We start from the raw sequence: 21,064 nt of genomic DNA, 5'->3' as shown, positions 1-21,064 counted from the left end.
CGCCTGGATCGCCGACTGGAACGACAACCCACGCCCATTTGTCTGGAAGAAGACCGCCGAAGAGATCCTCGAATCACTCGCCAGATATTGCCGACGAATTTCTGACGCAGGACACTAGGACCTCGTCGTCCGCCGGACCCGCCCGGGGCCTGGTTCCGGCGGGGCCCGGTCAGGCAGGGCCCTGTCCAGGCGGTGCTTTCCAGGGGCCGGGCCTCACCGTCCGGGCCTGGTTCGGACCCGCCCGGGACCGGTCCCGGCGGGTCAGCCCTCCCCGTCCCCGTCGAGTTCCATCGCCCGGTTGATGTCGACGAGCGAGTCCTCGTAGCGGCCGAGGGAGCGCAGGACCTCGCCCCTGCGGATGTAGGCCCAGGTGTACTCGGGGTCGAGCTCGATCGCCCTGCTGAGATCGGCCACCGACTCCTCGTCCCGCCCGATCTCGTGCAGGACCGCGCCGCGGCTCGCCAGGGCGCGGTCGTTGTCGGGCTCCAGCTGGAGGGCGTGGTTCAGGTCTCCGAGCGCCTCGTCGAACGCGTCCATCATGCGGTGCGTCTCCCCGCGCGAGACGAGCGCCCAGACGCTGTTCGGCTCCAGGCTCAGGGCGTGGGAGAAGTCCGTGATCGCGTCCGCGTAGCGGTCCATCTGGTAGTACAGGTCGCCGCGGGCGTTGTACAGGTCGGCGTCCTCGGGAGCGAGCATTATGGCGCGCATCAGGTCGGTCTCCGCGTCGTCGTACCGCTCGAGCCCGCGCAGCAGCCTCGCCCTGTCGCCGAGGAGCCAGACCTGGTCCGGGGTCAGCTCGATCGCACGGTCGAAGTCGGCCAGCGCCTCGGCGGGCCGGTGGAGCGCCGCGTGGGCCTGGCCCCGGCTGCCGATCGCGAACGCGTACTCCGGATCGATCTCGATCGCGCGGTCGAAGTCGGAGACGGCCTCCTCGAACCGCTCCATCCTCCGGTACAGCTCGCCCCGGTTGGCCCACGCGATGTCGTCGGCGGGGTCGAGCCGGAGCACCTCGGTCAGGTCCGCGGCGGCCTCTTCGAAGCGCTCCATCTCCGTGTAGGTCTTGGCACGCTCGATGAGCAGCCTCCGCCGCTGCCCGCCGTCCCCCGAACTCGCCTCACTCACAAACTCAGCCCTCTCTCTAGATCACCAGCGATCGTAGGCGGTGATGCGCCAATAAAGCATCACATTTCACCATGTCGACCTGGTCGTGAGCGAGACGAACGCCGTTCAGGCGGGGGTGCGGCAGGTGGGGTGGCACAGCCGCCTGGCGAGGGCGGACAGGAAGACGTCGATGATCTCCTCGGGGCCTTGGGCGACGTGCAGGGAGCCGTTGGTGACGGAGGTGACCTGGGTGAGGGCCGCGCGGTCGAGGTCGGTGCCGAAGGCGAGGACGACGACCTGGACCGGCGCCTCGGGGTCCCACTCCTCGCGCAGCGCCCGCACCAGGCCGGTGCCCGAGACACCCTTGCCGTCGTCCTTTCCCGCCGTGATGACGACGAGGGTGTTGTTCATGTCCTCGTCGTAGACCTCGGTCATCTCCCGGAACCCGGCGAGGATCGAGTCGTACAGGGCGCTGGGCTGCTTGGAGGAGGCGCGCAGGGTGCGGGTCAGCTCCTCCAGGCGGCCGCGCCGGACGACCTGCCCGCCGTCGGGCTCGACGACCGGGCCGATGCGCACCCGCTCGCGCTGGTCCCTGCCCCTGGCCGAGGAGAAGTCCCACAGGCCCATGTGGGTCGAGTCCGGGAAGAGCTGCAGGCCGAGCCTGGCGGCCTCCAGGGCGACGGTCAGCCTGGTCTTCCCCTTCTGCCCCCTGATCGGCTCCGCCATGTGCCTGCCGGTGTCGGTCATGACCAGGATGTTGGTCGGCGGGGCGAGCCTGCTCCACGCCTCCAGCGCCTCGTCGATCATGGCGGGCAGGATGGTCGGGCGGGTGCGGGGCGCCTCGGTGGGGATCTCGGGACCGGGTGAGTACGGGCCCAGGGAGCCGTCGGCAGAGCGGAACCCCGCCCTGCGGGCCCCCTCCTGGGTCTCCGGGGAGCGCAGCCAGGCGGCGAAGGCCCGCGACCCGCTCGCCTTCGCCTCGTCGGAGGAGGTGACCACGTACGGGTAGTCGAGGTTGATCGTTCCCTCGCGGGGGTGCAGGGCGACCACCGGGTCGTCGGAGGGCAGGCGGTTGTGCGCCCACACCGCGGACTCCGGCACGATCACCACCGGCCGCTTCCAGAAGGAGCGGTCGTCGACGGTGGCGAGCATGCTCCGGTAGTCGGGCGCCGACCCCGCCTGCGCCCAGCGGACGAACGCGGTGAGCGCCCGGTCGGCCTCGGGGCCGCTGCCGACCACGTCCCTGGCCGCGGCCACGGTGGCGATCCCGGCCCCGGCGAGCGACGGGTCGGGGACGCGGACCACGTCGGGCTCGTTCTCGTTGGGCCGGATCCGGCCGCGGGTGGTCGAGGGGAAGACCATCCGCCAGTTCATGTCGGTCCTGCCCAGGGCGAAGCGCCGGGCGAGGGACTTGCGGGTGGCGAAGACCAGGGGCGAGGTCGCCACGACGGTCTCGGTTCCGGCCAGGTTCGCGGCCCCCTGCTTGCGGGCGAGGCGGATCCAGGCCGAGGAGTCGGAGATCCAGCCGTCGGGACGGCGGCTGAGCACCCCCGCGGTGCCGCCGAGCAGGGTCCGCAGCACGGTGGCGGGCGGCTGCTCGGTCACCTGCACCAGCACGCACCGGCCGTCGACGCCCGTCCGGCTCCGGTTGAACCGCCCCGCCGCCTCCATGACGGCCGGGGCGATGTCGATGGCGGCGGCGACGCCGACCAGCACCGGGTCGCGGGACGAGCACGAGTTCCCCACCCGGCCGGACACCAGGGCGGCACCGCCCACCAAGGCGACCGCGACCGCGACCGCCGCCAGTGACAGGCGCAGGCGAGCCTGACGCCGGCGCCGCTCGATGCCGGCGGCCACGCGGTGTCGACCGGAGGAGGACAAACCCGTACCTCTCCCTACATATGCCTACAAGGGAATGATGATTGTGCCCACGAACCCCTCACGGAAGACGGACAGATGTAGAACTCGTTATAATTTCGCCGACGGCTCCAGGGAGAGCAGCGGGAGGGCGTTGGGGCGGACGCTGCGGCAGACGCCGTCGCTCGCCCTGGCCGCGGCCACCCGTCCGGCGTCCGGCACGCCGTAGGAGGTGGTCCGCTGCCGGACCGGCCTCCCGGTCGGGGCGACCATGGCCTCGATCTCGCTGATCGTCTTGAACGAACCGTTCTCCGACCCGGCCATCCTGCTGATCGTCTCCTCCATCAGCGTGCCGCCGAGGTCGTTGACCCCGCCCAGCAGCACCTCGCGGCAGAGCCCGTCCTGGAGCTTCACCCACGAGCACTGGATGTTGGCGATCGCGCCGTGCAGCAGGACGCGGGCCAGCGCGTGCACGGCCCGGTTCTCCCGCGCCGTCGGCCCGGGGCGGGCGATCCCCGCCAGGTAGATGGGGGCGCTGTGGTGGACGAACGGCAGCAGCACGAACTCGGAGAACCCGCCGGTCTCCTCCTGGATGCGGCGGATCAGCCGGATGTGCTGCACCCAGTGCGCGTGGTTGTCGACGTGGCCGTACATCATCGTGGAGGTCGTCGGGATGCCGACCCGGTGCGCGGTGGAGATCACCTCGACCCACTCCCTGGTGGGAAGCTTGCCCTTGGTCAGCACCCAGCGGACGTCGTCGTCGAGGATCTCGGCCGCGGTGCCCGGGAGCGAGTCGACGCCCGCCTCCCTCGCGGCGACCAGCCAGTCCTCGATGGACAGGTTGGTGCGGCTGGCGCCGTTGATCACCTCCATCGGCGAGAACGCGTGGACGTGCATCTCCGGCACCCTGGCCTTGACCGCCCTGGCGATGTCGAAGTACGCGGTGCCGGGCATGTCGGGGTGGATGCCGCCCTGCATGCACACCTCGGTCGCCCCGGCCTGCCACCCCTCCCAGGCGCGGTCGGCGACCTGCTCCAGCGAGAGGGTGTAGGCGTCGGCGTCGGTACGGCGCTGCGCGAAGGCGCAGAAGCGGCAGCCGGTGTAGCAGACGTTGGTGAAGTTGATGTTCCGGTTCACCACGTAGGTGACGTCGTCGCCGGCCGCCTCCCGGCGCAGGCCGTCGGCGATCCGGCAGAGCTCGTCCAGCGCCGCGTCGTCGGCACCCGCTCCGTTCTGGTCGCCGGCGAGGTCCAGCAGGACGAGCGCCTGGGCGTCGCTCAGCCGCGCCGGGTCGCTCTCGGCCTGCCTGAGCGCCTCCCGCACGTCACCCCGCACGATCGAGGAGGCGGCGGGCAGACGCTCCCGCAGCGCCTCCCAGTCGCCGTACACATTGTCGAAGTCGTCGCGGCGGTCGGCGCTGCGGCCCTCGGTGTCGACGGCCGTGTGCAGGTCGACGCGGCCCACGGAGACGAAACCGCCGTCCGGCTCCTGCCAGGGGCGGCCGGTCGGGACCGCGTCCTCGCGGGCGAGCCCGGTCTCCGGGTCCGCCAGGGCGGCCACGTGCGCGTTGAGCCTCGGGTCGAGCCAGGGCTCCCCCGCCAGCACGAACTCGGGGTAGATGGTGAGCCGCTCGCGCAGCGCGAACCCGGCGGCGGCCGTGCGGGCGGCGAGGTCGTCGATCTGCGGCCAGGGACGCTCGGGGTTGACGTGGTCGGGCGTGAGCGGCGAGACGCCGCCCCAGTCGTCGATGCCCGCCCTGATCATCAGCTCGTACTCGGAGTCGACCAGGTTCGGCGGGGCCTGCACCCTCATCTTCGGCCCCAGCACCAGCCGGGTCACCGCGATGGTCGCGGCCAGCTCCTGCAGGTCGGCGTCCGGCATGCCGCGCATCGCGGTGTCGGGCTTGGCGCGGAAGTTCTGGACGATGATCTCCTGGATGCCGCCGTACTCGCGCGCCACCCTGCGCAGCGCGAACAGCGACTCGGCGCGGTCCTCGACCGTCTCCCCGATGCCGATGAGGATGCCGCTGGTGAACGGCACGTTCGTCCGCCCGGCGTCCTCCAGCACGCGCAGCCGCACGGCGGGGTCCTTGTCGGGCGAGCCGTAGTGGGCCTGCCCCTTCTCCTCGAAGAGCCGCCGCGAGGTCGTCTCCAGCATCATGCCCATGGAGGGCGCGACCGGCTTGAGCCGCTGCAGGTCCTGCCAGGTCATCACGCCCGGGTTCAGGTGCGGCAGCAGCCCGGTCTCCTCCAGCACCCGCACGGCCATCGCGCGGACGTAGGACAGCGTGTCGTCGTAGCCGTGCGCGTCCAGCCACTCGCGGGCCTGGTGCCAGCGGTCCTCCGGCCGGTCGCCCAGGGTGAACAGCGCCTCCTTGCACCCCATCGCCGCACCCTGCCTGGCGATCTCCAGCACCTCGTCGGGGCTCAGGAACAGGCTTTCCAGCTTGTGCGGCGCGGTGGCGAACGTGCAGTATCCGCAGCGGTCGCGGCAGAGCCGTGTCAGGGGGATGAAGACCTTACGGCTGTAGGTGATGATCCCTTGCCGCCCGACCGCCTCCAGGCCCGCGTCCCGCACCCTCCCGGCGTGGTCGAGGAGGGTCTGCAGATGTTCGTCCCGCGCGTGCAGCAGGACGGTGGCTTCGGCGATATCGAGAGCTTTGCCGTCGCGGGCCCTGGCCAGAGCCCGGCGCATCGCGTTGTCGGTGGGGTTAGCGCTCATGACGGCACAGTACGGCGCGACACGAACGTATGGGGCGGCGGGTGCCCGCTCGGGCGGATCGGCGTCTCTCCAACATGCGGATCTCGTTGTCAAGACTTCGCGGCAGGGGAAGGGCGGGAGCCGCCGCGTCTCGTCGCATCTGAGGCATGATCGCTGAGATTCGCGTTCCGCGCCGCCGGTTCCGCAGGCCGATGTCGCCGCCTCGTCCGGCCTGTACGGCGTGCCGGTCTCGGATGATCGTGGCGCGTCATGCCTCCTGGCGGGCCAGCCATTCGGCGTGCTGGTGGGTGGTGCGGCTCCACAACGTGTCGATGCCCTCGGGGCCGAGGTCGGCCAGGGGGACCCCGATGTCGTCGGCGAGGGCGGCGGCGAACGAATCCCGGTCGCCGAGCACGCGGCGCTCGACATGGGTGCCGTCCAAGGTTGCGACGGTTACCGTGCGGGCCAGCAGCGTCACCGAACGTTCATCCCAGAGGCGGTAAGCGATGAGCAGCCGTTCCATGAGGGAGCCTGCGGCGCGGGTGGTCGCACGCCGGGTGAAGTCGGCTAGCCGGCGCGGAGCGGTGCGCAGGTCGTAAGAGCGGATGGACCCGCGCTCATGGTGGTACCAGCGCCACGTAGTGGCGTCGACGCGCTCCAAGCGATAGGTCAGCGGCCCCTGGTGGTGGACGCCCTCACGCAGGGGGAGGGGTTCCACGAAACCGTCCGCGATCCCCACGTCGGCCAGCCATGTGCCGGCGTCCAGGTGGACCAGGAGCGCGATGTGGCCGCCCCATTCCGTCTCGCCGCCCGAGCGCCGCCGCACCGCGGCCTCGTGCACGGTGACCCTGAATCCGGCGCCGCGCAGGAGCAGCGCGAGCGCGCCGTTGAGTTGGTAACAGGTACCGCCCCGTCGGTCGGGGCCGAACTTGGCGATCAGGGCCGACGGCTCCAGCCGGATGTCCCGGCCGAGTTGGATGTCGATGTTCTCGTAGGGGACCGTGCGCCGCCACGCGGCGTGCAGGGCCCGCAGGGTTTCCACGTCAGGGCGGAACGGTCCGCTGTGGCCGATGCGCTCCAGGATCGCGTCGATGGACATGGGGATCTCCTTCGCATAAGTGGAGAATTTCTTCCATTTCTGAAGCTATCAAAAATCGGAGAAAAAATTCCACTTATGATGGGCAGGTGACCGCTACCGACCCCGCGGCCGGGCTACGAGCCGACGCGCGCCGCAACCGCGAGAGGCTTCTCGCCGCCGCCCGCGGCCTCATCGCCGAACACGGCCCCAAGGTGTCTCTGGACGACGTCGCGCGCCGAGCGGGCGTGGGCGTGGGAACCGTCTACCGCCGTTTTCCCCACCGAGACGCGTTGATCCAGGCCATCGCCCTCGACGACTTGCGCCGGGTGGTGGACACCGCTCAGGCCGCCGAGGCCGAGGAGCCCGATGGCTGGGGCGCCTTGCGCCGCTTCGTCCGCACGACCACCGCCGACCTGCTGCTGGCCTACCGCCTTTCCGCCTGGTTCGCGTCGGCCTGGGACGCTCTGCGCACCGACCCGGAGAACGTCCGGCTGCGCCGGTCGCTGATGCAGGCCCTCGACCGGATGTGGAGCCGCGCCCAGGCCGAGGGCGCCGTGCGCCCCGACCTCACCAGCGGTGATTTCGCCCTCCTCCTGGCCCGAGTGCTGCGCCCGCTGCCCAACCTGCCCGACGGGGTGGACGATCCCGAGCGCTCCCTCGCGATCGTCCTCGACGGCCTGCGCACCAGTACCCCCACTCCGCTTCCGGGGCGAGGCCCGACGGCCGACGACCTCGACGTGCCCTGAGACTCGAGCCGAAGAACCCTCGGAGCGAGCGGCCGGTCTCATCGTGACCTAGGCATTCGTACAGATGCCTCACCTTCGTTGCAGGTGCCCGGCGACGACCGCCCAACCGACGAACCAGTGGCTCTCGCGCCGAAAGGCCGGCCGTCGCTCCAGCGGCAGACAGCGGAACACCGCCCGCGCCGAACCGGTGAGTGCCGGGCCGGGGACCCGATACTTCAGATCTTCTAAAGCATGCGGTCAAGCAAGTCTCGATAGACGTAAATACTTGCAGGCGCATAAATTAGAGATGTCACCAGGAACCCCGCATTCGCGGGAAATCCACCCGGATCCTCCGAGGAGACCCCCTCGGACCCCGCCCGGCAGGAGCCGAAAATGATCGCATTTCTCATCGTCCTCGTCGCCGTCGCCGTCCTCGCCCCGCTGATCGGCGCCGACACGCGCGACAGCCTCGACTGGCATCGCGACGAACCGTCCCCCGACGAGGGAGCGCTCAGAACGACCGGTAGTCGCGCACGGGCATTCTCGGCCCGCGAGCGGGTGGCCGCACACCGCCCAGCCCCAGCAGCCGGCTGACCCGGTGCCGGTGCCCCCGGTAGGGAGCGAGCAGCCGCAGCATCCGCGCGTCGTCCACCCGCTCGCCGCTGAGCGACCAGCCGACCAGCGACGGCAGGTGGAAGTCGCCCACCGAGACGGCGTCCGCGTCGCCGTGCGAGCGCTGGCGCACCTCGGCGGACGTCCACACCCCGATCCCGGGCAGCGCCCTCAACAGCCGATCCGCGTCGGCGCTGCCCTCGATCGCCTCCAGCTTCCCCGCGTGCCGGGCGGCGTTCGCGATCGTACGGGCCCGCACCGCCTCCGCCCCCGCGCGGTGCCAGTCCCACGACGGGATCGACCGCCACACCTCGGGCTCGGGGAAGACCCTCATCCCCTCGGGCGCGGGACCCGGCGCGGGCTCGCCGTAGCGGCCCAGCAGCCACCGCCACGCCCGCCACGCCTCGGTGGAGACCACCTTCTGCTCCAGCACGGCAGGGACCAGCGCCTCGAACACCCGCGACGTCCTGCCGATCCTGAGCCCCGGATAGCGCCTCGCGGCGTTCCGCAGAACCCCCGGCCAGTCGTGGCCGGGAACGAACCCCGACACGTCGTCGCCGGCGCCGAGCAGCGCGGGAAGCGTCTCCAGCATCCACTCCGCCCCGGGCCCCCACGCGGCGGCCGCCACCCGTCCGCCCGTTAGGGCCACGCGCAGCGTCCCCGGCCCGTCGGGAGTGCGCGAGGTCCGCCAGAAGACCCCGCCGGGCGCCGTCCTCAGGGTGGGGTCGCCGGTCCCGCGCCGGTGCGGGTCGAGGGCCAGCGCCAGGTCGACCGGCCACGGCGCGCACCACTCACGTTCCCTCACGAAGGTGCCCGCGCCGCGAACGGTCAGATGTCGCTGGAGAAGCGGATCGCGAACTCGGGGAGCACGACGCCCGGCCACACCCGGCTGCCCGCGATCAGCTCGTTCCCCGAGCCGACCACGGCGCCGTCGCCGAGGACCACGTCCCTCAGGACCGCTCCAGAGTGGACCCGCGCCCCGAGGCCGACCACCGAGTCGACCACGACCGCGCCCGAGTGCACGACGCAGTCGTCCCCGAGCACGCTGCCGCTGATCTGCGCCTCCGACTCCACGACCGCGCGGGCGCCGATCACGGAACCGCCGGAGACCTTGGCCGCGGGCGAGATCATGGCACCGGGCAGGGCGAGGAAGTCACCGGTGGGGCCCGGCAGGGCCGGTGAGGCGAGACGGCCGAGCACCAGGTCGCGGGAGCCCTTCACGAAGGCGGCGGGCGTGCCCACGTCGAGCCAGTAGGAGGCGTCGGCATGGCCGAGCACCAGGGCGCCGTCCTCGATCAGGCCGGGGAAGGTCTCGCGCTCGACCGAGACGACCTCGCCCGCCGGGATCGTGTCGATCACCGAGCGGGTGAAGACGTAACACCCGGCGTTGATCCGGTTGGTGACCGGATTGGGGGTCTTCTCCAGGAAGGCGGTCACCCGCCCGTCCTCGTCGGTCGGCACGCACCCGAAGCGCGAGGGATCCTCCACCTCGGTCAGGTGCAGGGTGACGGCGGCCTTCCTGGCGACGTGCGCCGCGACCTGCTCGCCGATGTCGTGGCCGGACAGGATGTCACCGTTGAGCACCAGCACCGGGGCGTCGGGACCGCAGGTCAGCGCCTCGGCCGCGTTGCGGATGGCGCCGCCGGTGCCGAGCGGGACCTCCTCCGTCATGTATTCGAGCGAGAGTCCGAACGCCTCGCCGTTCCCGAAGGCCTCGGAGAACATCTCCGCCCGGTAGGAGGTGGCGAACACGATGCGCCGCACGCCGGAGGCCCTCGCCTTGGCGAGCTGGTGCGCCAGGAAGGGAACCCCGGCCGTGGGCAGCAGGGGTTTCGGGGTGCCGAGCGTCATCGGGCGCAGGCGCGTCCCTCGTCCACCGACAAGGAGGATCGCCTCTAGATCGGGCAAGGGGGTCTCCATCATTCCGCGAGGTTAGCTCACTACTCGGCCGCGCGCTGGTAGGAGAGCAGGTGCGCCTCGGCCGAGGCGTCCCAGGTGAACTCCTTGGCGCGGGCGATCCCCGCCAGGGACAGGGCCCCCCTGCGCTCGGGCGACGAGAGCAGCGTGCGCAGCGCCTCGGCGATGCTCTCGGCGTCGGGCTCGGTGTAGGCGACCGCGTCGCCGCCCACCTCGGGCAGCGAGGTGCGGTGGGTGGTGAGCACCGGCGCGCCGCAGGCCATGGCCTCCAGCACCGGCAGCCCGAAACCCTCGCCCCGCGACGGGAAGGCCGCGACCACCGCCCCGCCGAGGAAGCCGCACAGGTCGGCGAACGACAGGAAACCGGGACGGAGCACCCGCACGGTCGAGGGGACCTCCTCCACGGCGGCGTCCACCTCGACGTCGCGGATGCCCCCGGCGAGCACCAGGGCGGGCGGCTCCGGGATGTTCTCGACGGCGCGCACGAAGCCGCGGATCAGGTTTGGCACGTTCTTACGCGGCTCCAGCGGGCCCAGGAAGGCCACGTACGGGGTGCCGTGCAGGCCGAGCCGGTCGGAGGCGTGCGTGATCTCGCGCTCGGACGGCGGGTGGAACAGCGCCGGGTCGACGCCGTGGTAGGCGACGTCGATGCGGGTCGGGTCGGCCGAGAGGATCCTGATCAGCTCGTCCCTGGTCGCCTTGGAGGGCACGATCACCCGGGTGGCGTGCCGGACCGCGGTGCGGGTCGCGGCGCGGAAGAACGCCGCCTTGACCGCGTCGTGCTGCAGCGGCTCGGTGAAGCAGGTGAGGTCGTGAACGGTCGCCACGGTCGGCAGGCCCGAGCTCAGCGGGATCGAGTAGTAAGGGGCGTGGATGACCTGGGCGCCGACCTGCCGGGCGAGGAACGGCAGACCCGTCTGCTCCCACGTCAGGCGCGCCGCCCGGTTGGTGATCCCGTGCGGCCCCGGCACGATCCGCGCGGAGGGCGCCAGGCCGGCGTATCTGGCGGCGTCGGCGCGCTGGCAGACGACCGCGAGGTCGGCGCCCGCCCTGTCCAGTGCGGCGACGAGTCCATCGACATACCTGATCAGCGCACCGCGATCGGCCGGAACCGCGGCCGCGTCCACGAGCACTCTCGGCGGCAAGAAGGATCGCTCCCCTCATGATCCAAGGCGGGACGACCGTCCCCTTCTTCTGTTTACTCTATTGCCAGACTCTCCGGAACCGTGGGGGAAATCACACTGCTTTTCCCGAAGCGTGGCCCTTCCGGGACCCCTCGGCGCGGCGCGCGACCAGCCCCGCGAGACCCGCGCAGAGGAGATCGCCAAGAATGATCACAATCCGGGAGCAGAGCGCCGCCGCGATGGCCGATCCCTGATCCAGAACCGGCGCCAGGACGGCCACCATCGCCACCTCGCGCACCCCCGCTCCCGCCGGGACGACGAACGTCATGATCCCCAGGCACCACGACAGCGCGAACGCGCCGACCGAGAACAGGACCGCGGGAAAGCCGGAGGATCCGAGGTCGTGGACGATCGCCGCCAGGTGCAGCCCGTACGCGATCCAGCCGAGCAGTGCCCAGCCCAGCGCGGTGAACATGCCCCTGCGGGTGAGCGGGCGTTCCAGTGGCTCGCGTTTGAGCTTCCGCAGCCCGAACCCGAGGACCGCGTTGACCACCCTCGGCTCGAAGGCCACCGCGAGCACCGGGATCAGCAGGAACACCCACGCGTACGGCGCCACCGACCCCGGCATCGCCGCCAGCAGGGTCACCCCCGAGACCACCAGCCCGCTGCCGAGCTGCACCGGCAGCGTCAGGAAGAACGCCGCCGCGCTCCGCGACCGGGGCACGCCCAGCTCACGGCCCATCTCCATCTGGGCGATCACCGGCCACAGCGAGCCCGGGATGTACTTGCCCAGCTGGCCCACGAAGAAGACCTTCGCCCCGTCGCGCAGGGGCAGCGGCGAGCCCAGGTCGGCCAGCAACGCCCGCCACGTCATCATCCCGCCGCCCAGCGCGGCGAGCACCGCGACCAGCGACAGCGCGAGCGACGTCCACGACAGCCGGGCGAACCCCGCGCGGATCTCCTCCCACTGGCCCACCACCACCCACGCGCCGAACCCGAGCGCGACGAGCAGGAAGGCGACACGGACCACCCGCCTCAGGGTGGACCTGCCGGATCCGGTGCCCGCGGTCACCGGGGACCCGCCGGAGTCGCGGCCGGGGCCGTACCGGCTCCGGCGGTCACGGCGCGTCTCCCGGCGCGACGACCGAGGAAGGGCTCACCGCAGGCACGTGGAGAGCTCACAGGGGACGTACCGGCTCTGGCGGCCGGGGCAGGGAGGGGCCGGCCGGGCGGCGGTCGCCCTTGGTCGCCACCCACAGGTAGGTGGGCACCACCGGCAGCAGGGCCCGCAGCACCGGGCGGGGCAGCCTCGACAGCACCCCGCCGGCCACCCGTCCCACCAGGCCGGGGAAGAGCTCGTTCCCGGCGAACGCGGCCGGGGTGGCGAGCACGGGGAAGGTGTAGTCCCACACCCGCAGGCCGCGCACCATCCTCCGCAGGCCCCGGCGGGTCCGGTAGCGCTCGTAGTAGCTGTCGGCCCGGCCGGAGAGCCGCACGTAGCGGTCGGCGAGCGCGGGCGGCAGGTAGGACAGGAACGGCAGCTTGTAGTGCGGCTCCATCACCCCGAGCCGGTTGCCCAGCCCCAGGTAGAGGACGCCGTCGTCGGAGAGCACCCGGCGCATCTCGGCCATGATCGCGTCCGGGTCGACCACGTGCTCGTAGATGTGGTTGAAGACCAGCACGTCGACCGAGCCGTCGGGGAAGGGCAGCGCGGTGCCGTCGGCGCACACGAACTCGACCCGCTCGCCGAACCTCTGGGACGCCTTGCGCAGGCCCGGCACGTCGATGTCGACGCCGAAGGTGCGACTCGCGCCCGCCGCGGCCAGCTCGTCGGCGATGAAACCCGCCGAGCAGCCGATGTCGGCGACCGTCAGACCGGCGAGGACGTCCTTGTCCCTGCCGAGGAAGTGCCCGAGCACCGCGACGATCTTCGCGGCCTTCCTGCGGCGCTTCTCCTCGTCCAGCATCGCCGCCTGGAACTCGGAGTACTCAAGCTGCGCGACCCGCTCGGCGCTCATCACTTACTCACCGTTCCTCTTCTTCCCTCCGCGTGACGCGGTCCGCCACCGCTCCGCCACGCCGCCCAAGAGTACCGGTGACCGGTGACCCTACCGCCGGGTAAGGAGACCGTCGTACCCTGGGCGGATGCTCAGCCGACTGCGGTCAAGCCGCCTCCTGCGGGTGCTGCTCGCGCTGGTCGCGGTGGGTTTCCTCGGCTACGGCCTGGTCAGGAACCGTGACGAGACGGCGGCCGCGATCTCGCAGCTGTCGTGGTGGTCGCTCGGCGGCTCCTACCTGTCGGTGATGGCCGGGATCGGCGTCATGGTGCTGGCCTGGCGGGCGGTTCTGGCCGGGATGGGCTCGCCGCTCCCCCTCGGGAGCACCGCGAGGGTGTTCTTCGTCGGCCAGCTCGGCAAGTACGTGCCGGGCAGCGTCTGGGCGTACGCCGCGATGATCGAGCTCGGCCGCGACCACGACGTCCCGCCCCGGCGCATGTTCGGCTCCGTCTCCTTCGCCCTGCTGGTCTCCCTGGGCTGCGCCCTGCTCGTCGCGGCGGTGACCCTGCGCGAGACCCTGACCCGGGCGACCCAGGCGTGGTACCTGCTGGCGCTGGTCCCCGTCATCGCCGTCTGCCTGCACCCGGCGGTGCTCACCTTCGGGCTCAACCTGGCCCTGCGGGTCGCCCGCCAGGAGCCCCTCGGCCAGGGCCGGCTGCTCAGCGGCAGGGCCGTGCTCGTCGCGGTCGCCCTCACGGTCACCGGCTGGCTGGTGTACGGCCCCCACCTGCTGCTCCCGATGGCCGACCTGGGCGCCTCGGGCGCCTCCCTCTATCCGGTGGCGGTCGGCGCCTACGCGCTGGCCTGGGCGACGGGCATCGTCACGGTGATCGTCCCCGCCGGGATCGGCGTCCGCGAGGGGGCGCTGGTGCTCGCCCTGGCGCCGGTGCTCGACTCCCCCAGGGCGCTGGTGGCCGCGGTGGTGTCGAGGGTGATGTTCACCCTGGCCGACCTGAGCTGGGCCGGGATCGGCTTCCTGTGGGGACGCCTCTCCGGCCCCGCGGACCGTCAGCGCGAGGAGCCGGAGTCCGAGCCCGAGACCAGCGTCTCGACGTAGGAGGCCCAGTACGGCTCGGGGTCGACGGCCTTGACCCCGGCGCGCAGCCGCTCGGGCTCGCCCGGCCGGTAGAACGCGGCCAGCGCGGCGCGCAGCGCCTCCACCGAGCCCGGCTCGACCAGCAGCCCGTCCACCCCGTCGGTGACGTGGTCGCCGAGCGTCCCCGCCCGGCTGGCGACGACCGGCACCCCGTGCTCGTGGCCGAGCCACACCTGCTGGCTCGCCGTCCCGCTCCGGTAGGGCAGGACCAGCGCGTCCACGTCCGCGAACAGCCCGGGAACGTCGGCCGAGGCCACGTACCCCGGCCGCAGCTCCACCCGCCCGTCCAGCCCCAGCTCGGTGACCAGCGCCCTGGTCGTCTCCTCCAGGCCGCCCCAGAACTCCCCGGCGACCCGCAGCGACACGCCCTCGGGCAACGCGCGCAGCAGCAGGTCCAGGCCCTTGTAGGGCCGGACGAGGCCGAAGAACAGCAGCCTGTCGTGCACGCCCTCGGCCGGTCCGCGGCGATCGGCCCCCGAGGGAAGGTGCGGGGCCATCTCGGCCACCCGCACGGGCGTGGCCGCCAGTTCGCGGGCCTTGCCCGCCTGTCCCTCGGAGTGGACGAGCACCGCGTCCACCCGGCGCAGCAGCGCCTTCATCAACGGCGTGTCGTACGGCTTGCGCTCGTGCGGCAGGACGTTGTGGCAGAGCGCCACGACCCGGGTCCGGCGGCGCAGGCCGTACAGGATGCCCAGGTACGGCGGGACCTGCACCGGGCTGAGGACGGCGAGGACGACCAGGTCGGCGCTCCGAAGCCGCCTCCCGGCGCGGACCCAGCCGTCCGGGCGGCGCCAGTCGAGGTCGCGCCGGACGTGCGGGAACGGCTCGCCGTCGGGTGTGTCGGCGGTCTGCTTCCCCGGATACAGGAAGGAGGGGTACTGCGCCCGCCACGACTCGATCACCACGTCGTGCCCGGCGGCCCGCAGCCGGTGGGCGAGCTCGGTGGTGTGCGCGGCCCCGCCGCCCTTGTAGGGGTACGTCGGCCCGACGACGGCGATCCGCACTACTCGCTCCTGGAGCGCACGATGAGGTCGGCCAGCAGCGCCAGCGAGCCGATGAGCAGGCCGGACAGGAAGATCACGATGGTGTTGCTGGTCAGGTAGAACCCGTAGCGGACGATGTCGACGACGCCCTTGACCAGGCCGATGCCGACCAGCCAGAGCGCGGGCGGCATGAGGACCTTGAGCGGGTTGAAGTACATGACCATCCGCAGCACCTGCAGGATGTAGCGGTAGGCGTCGGAGACGAAGCTGAACTTGGACTTGCCCGCCCGCTTGCTGTAGCCGATCGGCAGGTAGTAGACGTCGTGCTGGTTCGACAGGAACGACAGCGTGATCGTCGTGACGCAGGAGAACCCGGGCGGCAGCAGCCTCAGGTAGGGCTTGGCGACCGACTTGCGGAACGCCCGCAGCCCGCTGTTGAGGTCGGGGATCTTCTGCCCGGCCAGTCGCTCGGCCACCTTGCGGATGAACCACTTGGCCGGGACCCGCAGGAGCTTGTGCGAGCCCTCCTCGCTGGTCCGCGCGCCCACGACCTGGTCGATCGCCGGGTCCTTCTCCAGGATCTGGATGAGCTCGGGGATGCGCTCGTTCGGGTACGTCATGTCGGCGTCGGTCCACACGACGATCTCGCCGTTCGCCTCCTGGGTGCCGATCCTGCGCACCGTGCCGGAGCCGCCGTTGCGGTGGAAGGCCCTGATCCGCATGTTCGGGAACCTGGGCGCGGCCTCCTGCAGCCTGGCCAGGGTCTCGTCGGTGGAGAAGTCGTCCACCGCCACGAGTTCGTAGGTGTATCCGCTGTGGTCCATGGCCTCGCAGATGCGCTCGACCTCGGCGATGACGTGGTCCTGCTCGTTGTAACACGGCAGGACGATGGTCACGTACGGCGTTGCGTCCACGGCTGATCCACTCTCGGGCTCTCGGGCATGCTCTCGACGGGCGAGGATACTCTGCCCGGGCGGGACCCGAGCGCACATCACCTTCTCGGGACGGCTTCCCGGTGTGGCTTTGGGCCGCTCCCACCGGACCGGCTCATTCCCCGCCCATACCCTCCGTCACCCGGAGGCCACCTGTTTCCCCAGCCCTGCCGACAACCACGCGTTCGTTCCCGATCCAGTGGTCTTGACACAGCAACTTCTCGAGAGGAAGCAATGTCTCAGGGAAGTTTCGCGTCGGCCGGCAGAAGAGTGAAGGCGTCCGCCCCGTTGAGCGGGGCGATCACACGGAAGTGCCGTTCGTCCAGGGTAAAGATCGTCGCCGTGTCGTACCGTGCCGCCAAGACGACGTTCATGCAGTCGGTGACGCCCAACTTCAGATCCGCGTAACGCGTGTTGACCGTGACCGCGTCGTCGAGTTCCCTTTCCCCGCTTGGCACCAGGGTGTAGGCCCCCCTTGCCACATCCGAGAGGAATCGGTTGGCTGTGGCAACGCCAAAACGCTTGGTCAAAAGGTAGTCGGTTTCGGCGATCACCATGTGCGTGATCAACATTGGCCGCCTGAGCTGAGAGAGCACCTGCACACAGGCAAGGTGTTCAGCGGCGGCCGAGTCGATCGTGGCCAGGATCGCCCCGGTGTCCGCGACGATCACTCGCCGAATCCGTCAAGATTCTCGTCGGCGCGGGAGGCCCACACGGGATCTCCGCTGGAGGCGTAGCCCACGGCGGGCATGACTCTCCTGGGTTGACGTAGCGGAATGACCATGGCGATGGGCTCTCCCCTTTCGGTGATCGTCAGCGTCTCACCCGCCTTGACGCGGGCGAGGACCTGACTGGTTCCGTGCGTGAGGTCACGCACGCCCACCGTGTGGTCTTTGAATTGATCGTTGAACAACGGCTCACTCATGTGGCAATCGTAACTCCAAAGTGGTCACATCGGCAGGGAAATCGCGTTCCGACCAGCGAGGACGGCTCATCGGTTCCGTCTCTCACGTGTCCCTGTTCGCCCGCGGAACGGTCATCCAGACGTCGGCGGCCAGGGACCAGGTGCCGTTGGGGGCGTCGACGAGGGAACGGTCGTCCTGGCGGGTGCGGAGGTTCATGATGTGGACGGGGACGCCGTATCCGGAGAGCTGCCGGGACTCGGCGGCGAGCAGGACCGGGGTGCGTCCGGCGGCGCGGACGCGGGCGGCCAGGCGGGCGACGTCGGCGGACCTGGGGATGTCGGAGCGGTAGATGGTGAGCCGGGCGGCAGGGAGGCCGCAGACGCCCCGGACGACCTGGGTGAAGCGGGCGGCGGTGACACGCTCGATGACGAGCACCGAGGCGCGCGGCGGGAGGGCCGCGCACATGGTCTCGACCGCGGCGAGCTCACCGCGGTCGACCGGGCTGAACGCCGTCCCCCCCGAGGTGATCACCGGGGGGACGAGGAGGAGGACCGCCCCGGCCGCGGCGAGGCCCCTGCGCGCGCCCTGGCCGTACCCCGACCTCCGCGCCCTGTCGCGCGTCCAGCGCAGGCCCCAGACGGCGAGCAGGATCAGGCCGGGGATGACGACGGGGACCAGCCGCCGGGCGGCCCACGGGTGGTCGGGGGTGATGCCGGGCCGGTAGAGCGTGGTGACCGTGGTCCAGCCGATGACGGCGAGCGGCAGCAGCCAGCCGGGGGCCGTTCCCCTGACGAGCCTGCGCGTGAGCACGACCGCGGCGAGGACGGCCAGAAGCGCCGCGGGAAGCCCGATGTACCAGATCACCCAGTGCGCCGAGTTCTCGTAGTAGAGCCGGGAGCCGTCGAGCGGCAGGCGGTTGATCCGCTGGACGCCCTTGATGAACTCCGCGGTCGTCTGATCGTCCCGCGTGACGGGGTGCCGGACCACGGTCTCCAGCCACGGCCGGGCGGCGAAGGCCGCCGCGACCAGCGCGACCAGTCCGGCGGCGATCTCGGGCAGCCGCCGGACACCGGCCACCCGCCGCAGCGGGGCCGCGAGCCGCGGGGCGAGCGCCGTCACCACCACGGTGAGGACCACGACCGCGCCGCAGATGGCCAGCAGCGGGACGACCGAGTCCGACAGGTAGTCCAGGTACGGCCTGGACAGCAGGTAGGCGGCGGCCAGGCCCGACCCGGCCCCCGCCACCAGCCCGCCGAGCAGCGGCACGCCCAGCCGCCCCCCGTCGCGGTCCCCCACCCGGCTCAGGGCGATGAGCAGCCCGGCGTAGACGAGCACGGGGAGCACGTCGCGCAGCCCGTCGATCCTGACCAGGACGGCCAGTCCGAACACCAGCCCGGCCAGGGCGGCTCCCGCCCGTGCCGCCCCCTCACCGGGGCCGGGGCCGGAACGGAGTCTGGCCTCGGCGTCGTACAGCAGGGCGAGGCCGCCGAAGAGCAGGACCAGGGACGGGATCTCGCTGAAGGTCGTCCGCGAGGTGTAGAGGATCGGGAGGCAGACGGCGAAGGCCGGCGCGGCGAGGAGTGCCCAGCGAGCCCCGGCGAGCCGGGCGACGACCCCCGCGAGGACCAGCACGGCCGCCGCCCCCAGCACCGGCGGCACCAGCAGCAGCCCCGCGACGTCACCCAGCCAGGCGCCCACCGCGTGGAGCATCGGCGCCCCCGGCATGAACTGCGGCACGACCGCGCCGCCGGAGGCGTAGAAGCCCACGCTGTCGAAGTGGAGCGCCGGGTCGGTGCCGCCGAAGGCCCATTCCTGGGAGGGGATCGGCAGCGAGCCGTGACGGGCCAGCCAGACGCCGTACTGCGCGTAGGTGGCGGGGTCGCGGCGGACGATCAGCTGCTCGCCGTGCAGCAGGCCGTTGAAGATCCCGGAGGCCAGGGCGGCGGCGACCACCCCGGTGACCTGCCAGGCGGTCGCCTCGACGGTCTCCGGCAGGCGGCGCAGGCCGTACCGGCACAGCAGCGCGACGGCCGCCAGCCCCAGCGGGACCGCGACGAGCGGCCGGAACCAGCCGAGCAGCAGCAGCGGCAGCCCGGCCAGCAGCCAGCCCGCCAGGACGAGCACGGGCACGACGGAGACCACGGCGAGCACCCTGCCCGCCGAGGGCCTGCGCGTACGGTCCGTCCAGCCGGTGGTCATGATGCGAACCGAGCGTAGTGCCACTTCCGGCCCGCACCTGGCACGCCGGGCCCGTACCGGGGCCGCGTCCGGGCGGGGCCGGGTTCAGGCGAGGCCGGGTTCAGGCGGGGCCGGGCCGGGGCCGGGTTCAGGCGAGGCCGGGCCGGGGCCGGGTTCAGGCGGGGCCGGGAGCCGAGCGGGACCCGGGGGCGCGGACACGGGCCCGGCGCGAGCGCGGGGCCAGGTCGAAGCCGGTAGCGTACGCGCAGCGTTCGAGGAGGGGGACGAGTGATCGGGTGGGTGCGGCGGTGTCGCGGGTTCCGGGGCGACCGCGAATTTCCTGACCGCCGCGGGCTCCGGGGCCGCCACCTGCTCCTGGAGCACCGCTGGTTCCTGGTCGTGCTGGTCGCGGGGATCGCGCTGCGGGTGATCACCATGCTCGGCTACCGGCCCGCGCTCTGGTTCCCCGACTCCTACACCTACGTCGTCACCGCGCTGAAACCCCGGCCCGACCTGGTCCGCCCCGCCGGGTACCCGATGTTCATGCGATTGCTCGAACCGTTCCACGAGTTCGCCGTCGTCGCGCTGGCCCAGCACCTGCTCGGGCTGCTGATCGGCGTGCTGGTCTATCTCACCGCGCGGCGGCTGCGGGCGCCAGGCTGGGCCGCCGCGCTCGCGTCCGTCCCCTCCCTCCTGGACGCCTACCAGATCCAGCTGGAGCACCTGCTGGTCTCCGACACCCTGTTCGCGGTCCTGGTCGTGTCGGCGGCCTGCCTGGCCGTGCGTGGGTCCGTCGGGTGGCGTACGGCGTGCGGGATCGGGCTGCTGCTCGCGGCGGCGACGCTGACCAGGACCGTCGGGCTGCCGCTGGTGGCCCTCTTCGCGGCCTGGCTGATCTTCAGGGACCGGGGCCGGGTGCTCGCGGCGGGGGTGATGCTCGCCGCCGCGACGGTGCCGATCCTCGGGTACGGGGCCTGGTTCCACGCGACGTACCAGCGGATCGGCATCGTGGGCGCGAACGGCGTCTTCCTGTACGGCAAGACGATGACCTTCGCCGACTGCGGCGTGATGCGACCGCCGCCCGACCTGGCGGTGCTCTGCGACCCCCGACCTGCGGCGCAGCGGCCTCCCGCGCAGGAGTACGTCTGGGCGCAGGACTCGCCGCTGGTCAGGCTGCCCGGCATCACCTTCACGAAGACGAACGACACGCTGGCCGGGCGGTTCGCGTCGCTGGCGATCCTGAGCCAGCCGCTGGACTATCTCGGCTCGGTCGCCTCGGAGCTGGCCCGCTCGTTCACCGTGGGCCGCCCGGTCTACCCGGACCAGGAGATCTACGACTACTACCGGTTCCCGGCGACCCCGCCCGCGCCGCCGGGGCGCTATCCGGCGACGGTGGGCGCCGAGGCCGCGAAGCGCTACGAGAGGGGCCCGATCTCCACCCGGATCGTCGAACCGTACGCGGGCTGGATCCGTACCTATCAGGGAATCGCCGGACTGCCTGGCGCGGCGGTCCTGGTGATCCTGCTGCTACCGCCCGCGGCGGCGTGCGTCCGGCGCTTCCGCCCGGACACCACGGCGTGGGCGCTGCCCTGGTCGGTGGCGGTGGTGCTGCTGGTGATGCCGGCGGCGGTGGCGGAGTTCGACTACCGGTACGTCCTGCCGGCCGTGCCCGCCGCCTGCCTGGCGGCGGCACTTGTCGTACGTAAACCTAATTTCAGTAACATTCCTACTAATGTCCGCATTTGAGTATGCTGGCCGCCGGATCCATCATGGCGGTGTCAGGGGGCGGTCTTGGCCAA

General features: G+C 71.8%; 17 protein-coding genes and 1 pseudogene. 4 read left to right on the top strand and 14 right to left on the bottom strand.

The features are described 5' to 3' along the window. Positions 1 to 118: pseudogene (locus tag AB0G15_RS15080) on the top strand (IS630 family transposase); the annotation flags it as partial. 143 nt (positions 119 to 261) lie between these two features. Here AB0G15_RS15080 and AB0G15_RS15075 read toward each other — a convergent pair. The 4 genes from AB0G15_RS15075 to AB0G15_RS15060 all read right to left on the bottom strand — a co-directional run bounded on the left by AB0G15_RS15075 (position 262) and on the right by AB0G15_RS15060 (position 6,757). Further along, positions 262 to 1,122 (bottom strand): tetratricopeptide repeat protein, encoded by an 861-nt coding sequence (locus AB0G15_RS15075; RefSeq protein ID WP_362839307.1) that lies wholly within the window; start codon positions 1,120 to 1,122, stop codon positions 262 to 264. Positions 1,123 to 1,227: 105 nt separating this feature from the next. Next, on the bottom strand, positions 1,228 to 2,982 hold the full coding sequence (locus AB0G15_RS15070) for a substrate-binding and VWA domain-containing protein (protein WP_362839304.1): 1,755 nt from the start codon (positions 2,980 to 2,982) through the stop codon (positions 1,228 to 1,230). 87 nt (positions 2,983 to 3,069) lie between these two features. Then, entirely contained in the window at positions 3,070 to 5,679 is a 2,610-nt protein-coding gene (locus AB0G15_RS15065; RefSeq protein WP_362839302.1) for a bifunctional FO biosynthesis protein CofGH, read from the bottom strand. A 247-nt stretch (positions 5,680 to 5,926) separates the two neighbouring features. Then, positions 5,927 to 6,757 carry an arylamine N-acetyltransferase gene (locus AB0G15_RS15060; RefSeq protein WP_362839299.1) on the bottom strand — a complete coding sequence of 277 codons (831 nt, stop codon included), beginning with the start codon at positions 6,755 to 6,757 and terminating at the stop codon, positions 5,927 to 5,929. 86 nt (positions 6,758 to 6,843) lie between these two features. Between AB0G15_RS15060 and AB0G15_RS15055 the strand changes: the two genes are divergently transcribed. Continuing rightward, the gene (locus tag AB0G15_RS15055; protein WP_362839296.1) at positions 6,844 to 7,482 is read left to right on the top strand and encodes a TetR/AcrR family transcriptional regulator; all 639 of its coding nucleotides are present in this window, start codon (positions 6,844 to 6,846) and stop codon (positions 7,480 to 7,482) included. A gap of 490 nt (positions 7,483 to 7,972) precedes the next feature. On the opposite strand, the gene AB0G15_RS15050 is transcribed toward AB0G15_RS15055, so the two are convergent. The 5 genes from AB0G15_RS15050 to AB0G15_RS15030 form a co-directional block, all read right to left on the bottom strand. After that, entirely contained in the window at positions 7,973 to 8,878 is a 906-nt protein-coding gene (locus AB0G15_RS15050; RefSeq protein ID WP_362839293.1) for a DNA-3-methyladenine glycosylase 2 family protein, read from the bottom strand. A gap of 23 nt (positions 8,879 to 8,901) precedes the next feature. Beyond that, positions 8,902 to 9,996 (bottom strand): NDP-sugar synthase, encoded by a 1,095-nt coding sequence (locus AB0G15_RS15045; RefSeq protein WP_362839290.1) that lies wholly within the window; start codon positions 9,994 to 9,996, stop codon positions 8,902 to 8,904. 17 nt (positions 9,997 to 10,013) lie between these two features. After that, positions 10,014 to 11,135, bottom strand: coding sequence for a glycosyltransferase family 1 protein (locus tag AB0G15_RS15040; RefSeq protein WP_362839288.1), 1,122 nt, complete (start codon positions 11,133 to 11,135; stop codon positions 10,014 to 10,016). Positions 11,136 to 11,226: 91 nt separating this feature from the next. Beyond that, positions 11,227 to 12,144 carry a lysylphosphatidylglycerol synthase transmembrane domain-containing protein gene (locus AB0G15_RS15035; protein WP_362839286.1) on the bottom strand — a complete coding sequence of 306 codons (918 nt, stop codon included), beginning with the start codon at positions 12,142 to 12,144 and terminating at the stop codon, positions 11,227 to 11,229. 148 nt (positions 12,145 to 12,292) lie between these two features. Then, entirely contained in the window at positions 12,293 to 13,132 is an 840-nt protein-coding gene (locus AB0G15_RS15030) for a class I SAM-dependent methyltransferase (protein WP_362679154.1), read from the bottom strand. Positions 13,133 to 13,259: 127 nt separating this feature from the next. Here AB0G15_RS15030 and AB0G15_RS15025 point away from each other — a divergent pair, with 127 nt between their 5' ends. Further along, the gene (locus AB0G15_RS15025; protein ID WP_362839283.1) at positions 13,260 to 14,228 is read left to right on the top strand and encodes a lysylphosphatidylglycerol synthase domain-containing protein; all 969 of its coding nucleotides are present in this window, start codon (positions 13,260 to 13,262) and stop codon (positions 14,226 to 14,228) included. Here AB0G15_RS15025 and AB0G15_RS15020 read toward each other — a convergent pair. The 5 genes from AB0G15_RS15020 to AB0G15_RS15000 all read right to left on the bottom strand — a co-directional run bounded on the left by AB0G15_RS15020 (position 14,180) and on the right by AB0G15_RS15000 (position 19,286). Then, complete coding sequence (locus tag AB0G15_RS15020; RefSeq protein ID WP_362839280.1) at positions 14,180 to 15,271, bottom strand: glycosyltransferase family 4 protein; 1,092 nt, start codon at positions 15,269 to 15,271, stop codon at positions 14,180 to 14,182. The two genes, AB0G15_RS15025 and AB0G15_RS15020, sit on opposite strands and share 49 nt — an antisense overlap. Further along, positions 15,271 to 16,164: a glycosyltransferase family 2 protein gene (locus AB0G15_RS15015; RefSeq protein ID WP_362839277.1), complete on the bottom strand. Its 894-nt coding sequence runs from the start codon at positions 16,162 to 16,164 to the stop codon at positions 15,271 to 15,273. Before AB0G15_RS15015 ends, AB0G15_RS15020 begins: the two co-directional genes overlap by 1 nt. A 257-nt stretch (positions 16,165 to 16,421) precedes the next feature. Next, positions 16,422 to 16,853 carry a hypothetical protein gene (locus AB0G15_RS15010; protein ID WP_362839275.1) on the bottom strand — a complete coding sequence of 144 codons (432 nt, stop codon included), beginning with the start codon at positions 16,851 to 16,853 and terminating at the stop codon, positions 16,422 to 16,424. Next, positions 16,850 to 17,107: a type II toxin-antitoxin system prevent-host-death family antitoxin gene (locus tag AB0G15_RS15005; protein ID WP_362839272.1), complete on the bottom strand. Its 258-nt coding sequence runs from the start codon at positions 17,105 to 17,107 to the stop codon at positions 16,850 to 16,852. Before AB0G15_RS15005 ends, AB0G15_RS15010 begins: the two co-directional genes overlap by 4 nt. 82 nt (positions 17,108 to 17,189) lie before the next feature. Beyond that, positions 17,190 to 19,286 (bottom strand): hypothetical protein, encoded by a 2,097-nt coding sequence (locus AB0G15_RS15000; protein ID WP_362839269.1) that lies wholly within the window; start codon positions 19,284 to 19,286, stop codon positions 17,190 to 17,192. 267 nt (positions 19,287 to 19,553) lie between these two features. On the opposite strand from AB0G15_RS15000, the gene AB0G15_RS14995 reads away from it, so the two are divergent. After that, positions 19,554 to 21,011 (top strand): hypothetical protein, encoded by a 1,458-nt coding sequence (locus AB0G15_RS14995; protein ID WP_362839266.1) that lies wholly within the window; start codon positions 19,554 to 19,556, stop codon positions 21,009 to 21,011. The last annotated feature ends 53 nt before the right edge of the window (positions 21,012 to 21,064 follow it).

The sequence above is a fragment of the Streptosporangium sp. NPDC023825 genome (assembly GCF_040639575.1).
Lineage (GTDB): Bacteria > Actinomycetota > Actinomycetes > Streptosporangiales > Streptosporangiaceae > Streptosporangium.
The sequence above is the reverse complement of the archived record's forward strand: the minus strand, read 5'-3'. Positions and strand labels throughout refer to the sequence as shown.

What these genes read in the sequence shown, in the direction of transcription:
- AB0G15_RS15065 (WP_362839302.1), bottom strand. Translation starts at nt 5,679, where the DNA reads ATGAGCGCTAACCCCACCGACAACGCGATGCGCCGGGCTCTGGCCAGG.
- AB0G15_RS15060 (WP_362839299.1), bottom strand. Translation starts at nt 6,757, where the DNA reads ATGTCCATCGACGCGATCCTGGAGCGCATCGGCCACAGCGGACCGTTC.
- AB0G15_RS15045 (WP_362839290.1), bottom strand. Translation starts at nt 9,996, where the DNA reads ATGATGGAGACCCCCTTGCCCGATCTAGAGGCGATCCTCCTTGTCGGT.
- AB0G15_RS15030 (WP_362679154.1), bottom strand. Translation starts at nt 13,132, where the DNA reads ATGAGCGCCGAGCGGGTCGCGCAGCTTGAGTACTCCGAGTTCCAGGCG.
- AB0G15_RS15025 (WP_362839283.1), top strand. Translation starts at nt 13,260, where the DNA reads ATGCTCAGCCGACTGCGGTCAAGCCGCCTCCTGCGGGTGCTGCTCGCG.
- AB0G15_RS15005 (WP_362839272.1), bottom strand. Translation starts at nt 17,107, where the DNA reads ATGAGTGAGCCGTTGTTCAACGATCAATTCAAAGACCACACGGTGGGC.
- AB0G15_RS15000 (WP_362839269.1), bottom strand. Translation starts at nt 19,286, where the DNA reads ATGACCACCGGCTGGACGGACCGTACGCGCAGGCCCTCGGCGGGCAGG.